Genomic DNA, 11,594 nt, shown 5'->3' on the forward strand with positions numbered 1-11,594 from the left:
GCCACCCCTCCCCGCCACCACACCCCCCCGCTCACGCGAGTTGGCAGGGGATCTCCATCGTCACCATCGTCGGGCCGCCCACCGGGCTGCTGACCGCGAGGATCCCGTCGAACGTGCCGAGCCTGCGCTCGATCCCGCTCAGCCCCGAGCCCGCGCCGATCGAGGCGCCGCCCTTGCCGTTGTCGCTCACCGCCACCCGCAGCATGCCGTCCGCGTGGTGCATGTCCACCCAGATGCGGTCGGCGCCCGAGTGCTTCACGACGTTCGTCAGGCTCTCGCTGACTGCGAAGTACGCCGCCGACTCGACGGGGGCCTCGGCGCGGCCCCGGAGGTCCACCTCGACCTCGGTCGCGATGGGTACGCGCAGCGCCAGCGCCCGTACGGCGTCGGGGAGGCCGCGTTCGGCGAGGACCGGCGGGTGGATGCCCCGTACCAGGTCGCGCAGTTCGGTCAGCGCCTCGGCGGACGACCTGCGGGCGATCCCGATGAGCTGTTTGGCCCGCGCGGGGTCCTTCTCTATCAGCGCCTCGATGGTGCCCAGGTGCATCCCCATGGCGACCAACCTGGCCTGCGCGCCGTCGTGCAGATCCCGCTCGATGCGGCGCAGTTCGGTGGCCGAGGCGTCGACGGCCTCGTGCCGGGTCTCGGTCAGCCGGTTGATGCGCTGGGCGAGTTCGGCCTTCTTCGTGGGGGCGAGGGACGCCTTCGCGAGCAGGAAGTGCGCCTTGAGCAGTCGCCTGCCGAACTGGGCGCAGAGCAGGAAGGCCCCGACGCCCACCACTCCGGCGACGATCGCGGTCGGCCAGCCGTCGACCGGCACGAAGAGGTACCAGAACTGCCCCACCCCGCCATGGATCGGCAGCCACAGCCCGAGGCTGAGCAGTACCCCGTACACACCCTCGGCGAACAGCGCCGCCGGCGTGATCCCGATGGTGGCGCCCGCCGTCATGTCGGTGAGCAGCCAGCGCAGATCCCGCCAGGTCGCCGGGTCCTTCAGCATCAGCATGCAGCGCTCGACCTGCCCCGTGACCCCGGTCCGCAGATCGCTCGGGAAGGGGCGGTACGGCACCTCTATCCGCGTCCCGGTCCACTGCGCGGCCAGCAGCCTGCGCTGATTGGCGTGCGCTCTGACCAGGGTCAGGACGGCGGGGGTGGAGAACAGGCCCACTCCGGCGACGACCAGGGCGATCGAGACGACTGCCAGGACGAAGACCGTGATCGAGCCGGCGAGGGACATCAGGGCCAGCGCCAGGCCCTGCGCGGCTGCCGGAGCAGCGTCGCGCGCCTTCGTCGCGTTCATGGTGGGTCCCTCTCCTCCGAGGTCCGGGCGCCCCGGACCTCGTCCCAGTGTGACCGGAGCGGCCGGACCTGGGTATCGGCCTGCGCACCCGAACCGTGGTGGTGCCTGCACCACCACGCCCGGGCGGAGCCCCGGGGAGGATCCGGAGGAAGAGCGGAGGAAGAGCGGCGACAAGTCCGGCGACAAGAGCGGTGAGAGGAGTGATCTGTGTGACTCGTCTCAGGACGTCGAGCGTGGCCGTCTGCCGCACCGTCAGACACCTCGATTATGGTGCGGAGAGACGGGACACGTGTGGACAGTCCTCGCATCACCGAAGAATTGACGAATTCACGAATCCTCGAACCTCGTGACAGGGGGTGGGACCGGTGTCGGTGCCATGGAGCGGCAGCGGCCTGCCGCCGGCGGCGCAGGAACGCATCACAGAGGCGCGGCGGAGCGGTACGTGGTCGTCCGCGCTGTCGACCGGCGAGTTCACCGCGATCCGCTCGGTGGGCTTCGAACCGGTCGGCCAGGCGATGGGCTCGGCCGTCTACCACGTAGGGCGCTCCGGCCGGTACTGGGGTTACTACGACTGTCTCTACTACGGCGCCGGCTTCACGATGTCGACCGCGCCGGGGCCGGTCGCGCTCTCCGGGAACGGCGCGCCGTCCAGCTCGCTCGTCCAGGTCTTCGACGACGCGCGCCGTACGGCACTGGGACGGCTGGCCGCCGAGTGCACCGCGCTGGGCGGCGACGGTGTGGTGGCGGCCGAGATGACCATGGCGCCCTTCCCCTCGCAGCCGAACTGCCTGGAGTTCAAGGTGATCGGCACGGCCGTGCGGGCCCACGGGGACGTACGGTCGCCGCAGCCCTTCACCTGCCACCTCGACGGCCAGGGGTTCGCCAAGCTGGTCACGGCCGGCTGGATTCCGGTGGAGCTGCTGGTCGGCATGTCGATCGGGGTGCGCCACGACGACTTCGGCACCCGCTCGCAGGCGATGTCCTGGGGCAATACGGAGGTCAACGCGTGGAGCGAGCTGGTCACCGACGTACGCGGCGACGCCAGGCACCAGCTCGAACTGCAAGGTCTGCGGCGTGGCGGCGACGGTGTGATCCTGGCCAGCGGTGACCTGCGGATCTGGCGGGAGTCCTGCATCCGGGCCTCCCGTTTCGGGTCCGAGGGCGAGGACCATGTGGCCGAGGCGACGATGGTCGGCACGACGATCGCCCGCTTCGAGGCGGGTACGCGGCGCCCGCCGACCCTCGCCGTGATGCCGCTGGGCAAGCGCGGGGAGCGGCTGCGCCGCAGGCTCGCCGCCGTGGAGTCCAGTCCGTACGGTGATCCGGCCGAGCGCCGCAGGATCGCCCTCGAACTGATCGAACTGGGCGACCAGGGATGACGTACTCCGGGAGCAGGCAACCGGAGACCAGCAGGCACGCGGGGACGAGCAGGTACGCGGGGACGAGCAGGCACGCAGGGACCGGCAACTACGCGGGAACGAGAACAGAGGTGGCGAAGTGAGCGGCGACGGCAAAGGCAAGAACAGCGGCCCGAACGATCAGGGAGTGCCCGCCGACGCCATGCGCCGGCTGGCGGACCTGGAGCCGGGCAAGGCGGGGTCGATCTTCACCAGCGACCTGTCGGTGAACGAGTTCCTGCTGGTCAGGGAGGCGGGCTTCCGGCCGATCGGGCTGGTTCTCGGCAGTTCGATCTACCACGTCGGCATCCAGATCGGCCGCTGGAGCAAGAACCAGGAGCTGGACACGCTCAGCCAGGCGATGTACCACGCCCGTGAGCTGGCGATGACCCGGATGGAGGCCGAGGCCGCGCAGCTCGGCGCCGACGGGATCGTGGGCGTACGGCTGAGTGTGGAGGCGCGCGAGTTCGGCAACGACATCGCCGAGTTCATCGCCATCGGTACGGCGGTCAAGGCCGATCAGCCGCCGCCCGGCGGGGGCATCTGGCGCAACAACAAGGGCCAGCCGTTCACCTCGGACCTGTCGGGGCAGGACTTCTGGACGCTGATCCGGGCCGGTTACGCGCCGCTCGGCATGGTCATGGGTACGTGCGTCTACCACATCGCGCACCAGCGGATGGGCGCCGCTTTCGCCAACTTCGGCAAGAACGTCGAGATCGAGCAGTTCACCCAGGCGCTCTACGACGCGCGTGAGCTGGCCATGGCCCGGATGCAGGCGGAGGCCGAGGAACTGGACGCCGAGGGCGTCGTCGGCGTCCAGCTCAACGCGCACAACCACCGCTGGGGCGGCCACACCACGGAGTTCTTCTCGATCGGTACGGCGGTCAGGCCGCTGCGTCCGGATCACGAGATCGAGCGGCCGACCATGGTGCTCAGCCTGGACGGGTGACAGCCTGGGCTGTGGAGGGTGCGATGGATGACGAAGGGGAGCCCCGATGAGCGACGGCGAGCTGGAACCGGCGGACTCGAACGACCTGAGCGAACAGGCCGGGGGCGAGCGGTCCGGGGCCCCGGGGTCCGGATCCGTCGAGTCCGTCGACGCCCTGGCCTCGGCGCTCCGCAGGGACGCCGCCGACCTGGAGCTGTACGCCCAGGTCCTGAGCGGTTCGCTGGCCGAGGCGCTGCCACGGGACGCCGTCGCGCTGGAACGCAGGCGCAGCATGGGCGACCGGCTCGCCGGCCGGGAGGGCAGGGTGGAGCGGGTCGAGATCACGCTGGACGACCAGCGGCTGATCCTGACCCTGGCACACGGGCGTACGACGAGCGAGGTCGCCAAGGTGGTGCGGGGCGTCGTGCTGTCCCGTACGCCGGTGCCGCTGGAGGAGTGGACGCGCAGGCTCGCCGAGGCCGTGGCCGTACGGGCGCGCTCGGACGCCCAGGCCCGTACGGCGCTGGAGCGGCTGCTGCTCGGCGACTGAGCGGGCGGGGCCCGGAGGCCAACCAGGTCTTGGGCAAACAGGGGCCGGGCGGCGGATTCCGGCGGGCGGACACCCGGTACGATGACGGCGAAGGGGAGTAGTCCCGCAATACCGGCCGGTCGACATACTGGCCACCCGCTGTCTGGGTGGCCCGGCCTCCGGGCCACCGCGCGAGCGGTGGTGGACGAGACCTTCGGTCAGGCATTTGACGTACCCGTGGTCGCACGGGTGCGCCGTCGTGCCGGGCCGAGTGGTCCTCCCGGCGCCCTGGTGCGTATCGCGAAGATCCCCGGGCCCGGTCCTTAACGAAAGCCCTGGAATGAACCTCGACCTCGTGGCGGTCCTGACCGCCTTCGGGCTGATCTTCCTCGCGGAGCTTCCCGACAAGACCATGTTCGCCTCGCTGGCCATGGGTACGCGCATGCGCCCGCTGTACGTGTGGTTCGGCACCTCGACCGCGTTCATCGTGCATGTCGCGATCGCGATCGGCGCGGGCAGCCTGATCGGCCTGCTGCCGGGCTGGAGCGTCAAGCTCGTCTCCGCGATCCTCTTCGGCTTCGGCGCCTTCATGCTGCTGCGGGCCGGCAGCGGGGACGAGGGTGACGACGCGGCCGGGACAGCGGTCACCGGTTTCTGGCCGGTCTTCTCGACCGCCTTCATGGCCGTGTTCATCGGCGAGTGGGGCGACCTCACCCAGATCACCACCGCCAACCTGGCCGCCACGAACGGCACCTGGTCCACGGCGATCGGTTCGGCGGCGGCCCTGATGTCCGTCTCCGCGCTGGCGCTGATCGCTGGGCGCTTCATCGCGAAGCGCGTACCGCTGAAGACCGTTCAGCGCATCGGCGGCCTGTGCATGCTGGGCCTGGCGATCTGGTCGCTGGTCGAGGTGTTCACGGCCTGAGCCTTGTTCGCGGCCTGAGTCCTGTTCGCGGCCTGAGCCCTGTTCGCGGCCCGAATCTGTGTCGAACCGTATCGTAAGGGTACAAACAGGGCGTGCGAGAGGAGCCTGCTGTGGGCGACGGCGACGAGGACCGGCTGAAGCTGTACCGCGGCAAGCGGCACTTCGACACCACGGGCGAGCCCCGGGGCGCGGAGTCCCCGCCCGGCGACGAACCGTCGTTCGTGATCCAGATCCATGAGGCGAGCACCACGCACTTCGACTTCCGGCTGGAGGTGGACGGGCTACTGAAGTCCTGGTCGGTGCCGAAGGGGCCGTCCACCGACCCGAACGACAAGCGCCTGGCGGTGCCCACGGAGGACCATCCGCTGGAGTACCAGGAGTACGAGGGGGTCATCCCCGGCGGCCAGTACGGCGCCGGGGCCGTCATCGTCTGGGACAGGGGCACGTACCGCCCGCACCACAGCGACGGCCCTGACGCGTTCGCCCGGGCACTGGAGCGCGGCCACGCCTCCTTCACCCTCAACGGCGCGAAGCTGCACGGCGGTTACGCCCTCACCCGCATCCGGAGCGGCAAGGACGGCGAGCGGGAGGCCTGGCTGCTCGTCAAGGAGAAGGAGCGCAAGGAGAAGGGGAGACCGGCGGCGAAGACCGCGGCGAGCGGCACACCCGATCCCCGGCGGGCCCGGTCGGCGCTCTCCGGCCGTACGCTGCGCCAAGTGGCCGACGAGGCAGCGGAGTCGGAGTCCGAGGAGACGGACGAGCCCAACGAAGCGGACGAGACGGGAGCGTGAGACCGCCATGCCCGAGGGACCGCCGGAGCCCCCGAGCGGTGCGTCGGCGTGCGCGTGGGCGGATCAACTGCTCGCCGATCACGTCTCGTTCAGAAAAGCATGGCTGGCGGAAGGCGACAAGCAGGTCGTCCCGCTCATCGACCCCGCCACCCCGGACGGCGGCGAAGCGCGACTGGCGAGGCGGCTCAGCTCCGGCGCGCGGGGCACCGGCCATGACCATGTGATCGCCTGCACTCCGGGCGCCGGGCCCCCCGGGGTTCGGACGGTCCGCGTCCCCGCCGACCCGGAGGGCATGCTCCGAGGGCTCCGGGCGATGCGTCCACGCGGCGAGAGCTGGCTGGCCGGGCTGCCCGACCGGTCGGCGGCGCTGCTCGTGACGGATCACGGCTACGCCCTGATGGCGGGGGGAGACGCGATCCTGCGGCTCTGCGTGCCCGAGGGGCACGACCGGGCCGTCATCGACTTCAAGCGGTATGTGAGACACCTCGGCGACCGCGCCGATCCCGCGATGGCCGAGGCGGCGGGCGCCTTCCGGATACGGCAGACGGCCTGGGCGTCGAAGCGCGAACCGACGGCCGGATCCGGCACCGCCGAACAGGTCTCCCTGATGGAGCAGTTCGCCGGCGCGCGGATCAGCGGGCCGGCCTTCGCGCGGTCCTGGCACGCCGCCCGCCGGCGCTCCCACGCCCGGCGGGAACGGCTGCGGGCGGAGTTCGAGCACATCCTCGACGGGGTCTTCCACGCGCTGGAGGACTACGCCGCCGAACCGGCCCTCACCGAGCCGGGCGATCTGGACGACGACGGGCTGCGGACAGTGGTCCGCGAGCGGCTGGCCGCGCTCGACTCGCTGAAGCCCTGAAGCCCTGAAGCCCTACAAGACGGGCCGTACCGCCGGGGCGCACCACCGGGCCGGAACGTCTCACTCACCCCCTTGGCCTACAACCGTCACACTCCGACGCGCGGCGACCCGTTCAGAGAACGGTCACTGTACCCTTTTCGCCCTATTGTCAGGGGAAATAGTCAGGGATGTACTGGAGGCAGGTGCTCATGGCAAAGGGCTTGAAAAACAGCGGTCTGATCGGTGAAATGTCCGCCGAGTTCGCCGGCACGATGATCCTCATCCTCTTCGGATGCGGAGTGGTCGCTCAGGTGTCGGCCGCACAGCTCGGTGACCACGACAGCATCGCCTGGGCCTGGGGCCTCGGCGTGACACTCGGTGTGTACGTCGCCGCCCGCCTCAGCGGTGCCCATATCAACCCCGCGGTGACCCTGGCGCTCGCGACCTTCCGGGGCTTCTCCTGGAAGAAGGTGGTCCCCTACTGGGCCGCCCAGACCCTCGGGGCATTCGTGGCCGCCCTGCTGGTGCGCTGGAACTACACCGAAGTGCTGGCCAAGGCCGACCCGGGCCACACCACGAAGACCCAGACCGTGTTCTCCACCCTCCCGGGAAACGGCACGCTGCCGGTGAGTGAGTGGGGAGCGCTGCGCGACCAGATCATCGGCACCGCCATCCTGCTCTTTGTCATCTTCGCCATCACCGACCTGCTGAACACGCCCCCCGGGGCCAACCTCGGAGCGCTGATCACCGGTCTGCTGGTGGTGGCCATCGGGATGGCCTGGGGTACCGACGCCGGATACGCCATCAACCCGGCCCGTGACTTCGGCCCCCGGCTGGCGAGCTTCATCACCGGGTACCGGCACGCGTGGCGAGATCAGTACGGCGACATCTATTTCTGGGTACCGATCGTCGGGCCCCTGGTCGGCGGACTGGTCGGCGCGGGCATGTACCGCGTCCTGGTCGGCCGCTTCCTGCCGACGGAGAAGACCCCGGAGCCAGGACGCGCACCGGTCACCGGGATCTGACGCCCCGTACGGACGCGGCGCACAGCCGTTCCGTATCCGCGACCCGCGTCTGCCACCGCTGTGGTGGCAGACGCGGGTTGTCGCGTATGAGGGGGGTGTGGCGTGCGAGGCCCGGATCTCGCGTCGTCAGTGCCGCTGATCGGTCACCGCGGCGACGGGAGCCTGCGGCGCACCCAGCCGGCCGCGCAGCGCGCGTATCGCCTTGGACGCCTGGCTCTTGACGGTGCCGGGACGGCAGTCGAGCACCTTGGCCGTCTCCTCGACGCTGAGGTCCTCGAAGTACCGCAGGACGACGACCGCGCGCTGGCGCGGCGGCAGCCGGCGTATCTCGGCGGCGAGCGAACGCTCCAGATCGACGGCGTCGAAGGCGTCGGCCACGCTCAGGTCCGGCAGCCGCTCGTGAGGCACCTCGCCCCACCAGCGCCGGTGCCGCCACGAGGCGGAGGTGTTGACGAGGGCCTTGCGTACGTACGCCTCCGGGTTCTCGTCCGCGATGCGGTGCCACTTGGGCCACACCTTGGCCAGCACCGTCTGCAACAGGTCCTCGGCCAGGTGGGCGTCGCCCGTCAACAGCCAGGCCACCCGCAGCAACCGAGGCCCGCGCGCGGCGACGAACTCCTCGAAGCCCTGCGCCGGTACCGTCACCACCGCGCCCTTGCCATCGCACCCCTGTCCATGACTTCTCCCTCACATCCTGTGCCAACCAGGTGGGAGCCGGATCGGGTTGCCCGGTGAGGTCTACGTCACATGGATCCGGGGGTTCACGAGAGCCCTCAACCCCGCAGGTACGTCAGGACCGCGAGCACGCGGCGGTTGGTGGACTCGGTCAGCGACAGGTCGAGCTTGGTGAGGATGCTGCCGAAGTGCTTGCTGACCGTGCCCTCGCTGATCCGCAGCCCTTCGGCCACCGACGCGTTGGACTTGCCCTGCGCCATCAGCGCGAGGACTTCCTGCTCGCGGACGGTGAGCCGGGACAGCGGATCGCGCCGGTGCCTGAGCAGTTGGCGTACGACCTCGGGGTCCACCACCGTCCCGCCGTCGGCGACCCGTTGGAGGGCGTCCATGAACTCCTCGACGTTCCCGACGCGTTCCTTGAGGAGGTAGCCGACGCCCGTACCGTCCGAGGAGTCGAGCAACTCCTCGGCGTAGGCGCGCTGCACGTACTGGCTGAGTACGAGGATGGGCAGGCCGGGCCGGCGTTCGCGCAGCGCGACGGCGGCACGCAGGCCCTCGTCGGAGAATCCGGGCGGCATCCGGACATCGGTCACCACGATGTCCGGGGTGAACTCGTCGACCGCGTCGGTCAGTTCGGTGGCGGTGCCCACTGCGGCCACGACCTGGTGCCCGAAGCGCTCCAGCAGCGAGACGAGGCCCTCGCGCAACAGCACACTGTCCTCGGCCAGCACGATGCGCGGCACTAGAGACTCCTTCGGGCGGGAGCGAGGGGCTTTCGGGGAGCGCGCCGAGCGCCGGGAGCGTCGGGAGCGCACGGAACCCTCAGGCGGAACACGGTCGGGCCGCCCGGCGGGCTGGACAGTAGCAGGTGGCCGTCGAGCACCGAGATACGGTCGGCCACCCCCTGAAGTCCGGTGCCGGCGGCCGTAGTCGCCCCGCCGCGGCCGTTGTCGCCGACCTCGACCAGCAGGTGTCCCTTGTCGATCCGGCCGGTCACCCGGGCGCGGGTCGCGCCGCTGTGCTTGGCCACATTCGCCAGCGCCTCACAGACGGCGAAGTACACGGCGGTCTCGATCGGCTCGGCGGGACGTTCCGGCAACTCGAAGTCCACATCCACCGGGATCGCCGACCGGTCGGCGATGTCCTCGACGGCCGCGCCGAGACCGCGGTCGGTGAGCACCTGCGGGTGGATGCCCCTGATCAGCTCCCTGATCTCCAGCAGCGCCGCCCCCGCCTCCTCCCGCGCCCGGGACAGCAGGCCGCCCAACGGCTCGGCCGGGTGCTCAAGTCCGGCCAGGCCCAGCGTCATGGAGAGGGCGACGAGCCGCTGTTGGGCGCCGTCGTGCAGATCACGCTCGATACGGCGGCGCTCCGCCTCGAAGGCGTCCACCAATCGCATCCGGGAGCGGCCCAACTCCCGTATGCGGGTGTCGAGTTCTGCGTGCCGGGGGGAGAGCAGCCGGCGGGTCAGCCGACCGCGCACCACAGCCGCGCCGCCCAGCACATAGGCCAGCAGCGGCAGAAGCAGCAGTCCGAGGAGCGCGGCGGCGAACGCCTGCGGATACGAATGCGCCACCCAGATCTTCAGGACGCGGACCTCCTCGCCGCCGCCGGCCGTGGCCAGCAGCACAGGTGCGGCCAGCAGCCCGCCGGAGAGCGCGGCCACCGCCCCGACGACCAGCCCCTCCAGCGGCCACAGCACGAGGGCGAAGAGCACCGCGTACCCCAACTCCCCCCAGGTGGACGGCTCCCCGAACCGGGTGCGCGCCCACGCGGCGGGGCCGGTGCGCTCCGGGTCCCGGTGCGCTCCGCCGATCGGCGCCGGGTCGATCAGGCGCAGCCTGCGGCGCTCCAGCGAGGCCACCGGAATGCCCAGCAGCGCGAGGGTCAGCAGCAGCGGGATCCCGATGAGCAGCACGGCGAGGGCGGCTCCGGAGACCGTCAGGAGTAGCAGCGACACCAGGACGCCGAGCCCGATCGGCACACTGCTCAGCAGGTAGAGGGCCGCGCGCCACGGCCAGCCGCTGAGGAGATAGCGAGGCGTGCGCAGTGCCTGTTGGAGAGTGCGGGGGCCGACGGAGTCCATGACCGCACGGTAGGAGACCGGGCCGGGGGCGGACCACCCACCTGGCTCCACCTTCGGACGGGTGCTGCCTCACCTCACGGATGCCCGCTGGCGGCGATGTGCGGGAGGCGCGGAGGCGGTGGGGTGGGAGGCATGAAGCAACCAGCAGCCCGGGTCCCAGCCGTTGGCCTCCCGGCGGTCCAACTCCCGGCGGTCCGGCTCAGTTCGGTCAGCCGTTCCTACGGTGGTGGGGCCGACGCCCTGACCGCCCTCGACAAGGTGACGCTCTCCATCCCTCCGGCCACGTTCACCGCCGTCATGGGCCCGTCGGGCTCCGGCAAGTCGACCCTGCTCCAGTGCGCCGCGGGTCTTGACCGGCCGACCGGCGGGCAGGTGTTCCTGGGCGACACCGAGCTGACGCGGCTCAGCGAGTCGAAGCTGACGCTGCTGCGCCGCGACCGTATCGGCTTTGTGTTCCAGGCCTTCAACCTGCTGCCCGCGCTCACCGCCGAGCAGAACGTGGCGCTCCCGCTGCGCCTGGCGGGACGGCGGCCGGCGCGCGCCCACGTACTCGACGTACTGGAACGGGTGGGGCTGCGCGACCGGGCCCGGCACCGGCCCGGCGAGCTGTCCGGCGGTCAGCAGCAGCGGGTCGCGCTGGCCAGGGCGCTGGTCACCCGGCCCGATGTGCTCTTCGGCGACGAACCGACCGGCGCGCTCGACTCGACGACGGGGCGTGAAGTGCTGGCGCTGCTGCGGGAGATGGTCGACCAGGGCCAGACGGTGATCATGGTGACGCACGACCCGGTCGCCGCGTCGTACGCGGACCGGGTGCTGTTCCTTGCCGACGGCTCGCTGCGGGACGAGTTGCAGGACCCGTCCGCCGAGCGGATCGCCGCGCGGATGACGCGGCTGTCGGTGGTCCCGTGCTGAGCCTGGCGCTGCGCGGCGTGCGGACCCGCTGGGTCACGTTCGTCGGCTCGTTCGTCGCGCTGGCGCTGGGGGTGGGGCTGATCGCGGCCACGGGTCTGGCGCTCGCGGCGACGTTCGGCGCGCCGCACCGGGGGCCCGAGCGGTTCGCCGCCGCCCCCGTCGTGGTCGAGGCGTCCGGCACGCTGCGG

13 protein-coding genes are annotated in these 11,594 nt (G+C 71.1%); 9 read left to right on the plus strand and 4 right to left on the minus strand.

The window, feature by feature from the left end; all coding sequences use genetic code 11:
• Positions 1-31: 31 nt before the first annotated feature.
• Positions 32-1,300, minus strand: a complete 1,269-nt coding sequence (locus QR77_RS15990) for a sensor histidine kinase (protein ID WP_040022460.1) — start codon at positions 1,298-1,300, stop codon at positions 32-34.
• Positions 1,301-1,665: 365 nt separating this feature from the next.
• On the opposite strand from QR77_RS15990, the gene QR77_RS15995 reads away from it, so the two are divergent.
• From QR77_RS15995 to QR77_RS16025, 7 genes are all read left to right on the plus strand, one after another.
• Entirely contained in the window at positions 1,666-2,679 is a 1,014-nt protein-coding gene (locus QR77_RS15995) for a heavy metal-binding domain-containing protein (RefSeq protein WP_052488793.1), read from the plus strand.
• A 118-nt stretch (positions 2,680-2,797) separates the two neighbouring features.
• Positions 2,798-3,646 (plus strand): heavy metal-binding domain-containing protein, encoded by an 849-nt coding sequence (locus QR77_RS16000; protein WP_236710677.1) that lies wholly within the window; start codon positions 2,798-2,800, stop codon positions 3,644-3,646.
• A 46-nt stretch (positions 3,647-3,692) separates the two neighbouring features.
• A complete protein-coding gene (locus QR77_RS16005) occupies positions 3,693-4,175 on the plus strand; it encodes a hypothetical protein (RefSeq protein ID WP_236710678.1) in 483 nt (160 codons plus the stop codon).
• A 319-nt stretch (positions 4,176-4,494) separates the two neighbouring features.
• Positions 4,495-5,079: a TMEM165/GDT1 family protein gene (locus tag QR77_RS16010; RefSeq protein ID WP_040022461.1), complete on the plus strand. Its 585-nt coding sequence runs from the start codon at positions 4,495-4,497 to the stop codon at positions 5,077-5,079.
• 92 nt (positions 5,080-5,171) lie between these two features.
• The gene (locus tag QR77_RS16015; RefSeq protein WP_236710679.1) at positions 5,172-5,870 is read left to right on the plus strand and encodes a DNA polymerase ligase N-terminal domain-containing protein; all 699 of its coding nucleotides are present in this window, start codon (positions 5,172-5,174) and stop codon (positions 5,868-5,870) included.
• 7 nt (positions 5,871-5,877) lie between these two features.
• Positions 5,878-6,729 carry a colicin immunity domain-containing protein gene (locus QR77_RS16020; protein WP_040022462.1) on the plus strand — a complete coding sequence of 284 codons (852 nt, stop codon included), beginning with the start codon at positions 5,878-5,880 and terminating at the stop codon, positions 6,727-6,729.
• 188 nt (positions 6,730-6,917) lie between these two features.
• A complete protein-coding gene (locus tag QR77_RS16025) occupies positions 6,918-7,733 on the plus strand; it encodes an MIP/aquaporin family protein (protein WP_040028076.1) in 816 nt (271 codons plus the stop codon).
• 126 nt (positions 7,734-7,859) lie between these two features.
• Here QR77_RS16025 and QR77_RS16030 read toward each other — a convergent pair whose 3' ends face one another.
• The 3 genes from QR77_RS16030 to QR77_RS16040 all read right to left on the minus strand — a co-directional run bounded on the left by QR77_RS16030 (position 7,860) and on the right by QR77_RS16040 (position 10,494).
• The gene (locus QR77_RS16030) at positions 7,860-8,378 is read right to left on the minus strand and encodes a SigE family RNA polymerase sigma factor (RefSeq protein WP_173476312.1); all 519 of its coding nucleotides are present in this window, start codon (positions 8,376-8,378) and stop codon (positions 7,860-7,862) included.
• Positions 8,379-8,506: 128 nt separating this feature from the next.
• Positions 8,507-9,151 carry a response regulator transcription factor gene (locus QR77_RS16035; protein WP_040022466.1) on the minus strand — a complete coding sequence of 215 codons (645 nt, stop codon included), beginning with the start codon at positions 9,149-9,151 and terminating at the stop codon, positions 8,507-8,509.
• On the minus strand, positions 9,151-10,494 hold the full coding sequence (locus tag QR77_RS16040; RefSeq protein WP_052488795.1) for a sensor histidine kinase: 1,344 nt from the start codon (positions 10,492-10,494) through the stop codon (positions 9,151-9,153). Before QR77_RS16040 ends, QR77_RS16035 begins: the two co-directional genes overlap by 1 nt.
• A gap of 132 nt (positions 10,495-10,626) precedes the next feature.
• On the opposite strand from QR77_RS16040, the gene QR77_RS16045 reads away from it, so the two are divergent.
• Entirely contained in the window at positions 10,627-11,406 is a 780-nt protein-coding gene (locus tag QR77_RS16045; protein WP_052488796.1) for an ABC transporter ATP-binding protein, read from the plus strand.
• Positions 11,400-11,594: hypothetical protein (locus QR77_RS46665; protein ID WP_040022468.1), on the plus strand; the 195-nt coding region annotated here is incomplete at its 3' end. The genes QR77_RS16045 and QR77_RS46665, both read left to right, overlap by 7 nt.

The sequence above is a fragment of the Streptomyces sp. 150FB genome, from assembly GCF_000818195.1.
GTDB lineage: Bacteria > Actinomycetota > Actinomycetes > Streptomycetales > Streptomycetaceae > Streptomyces.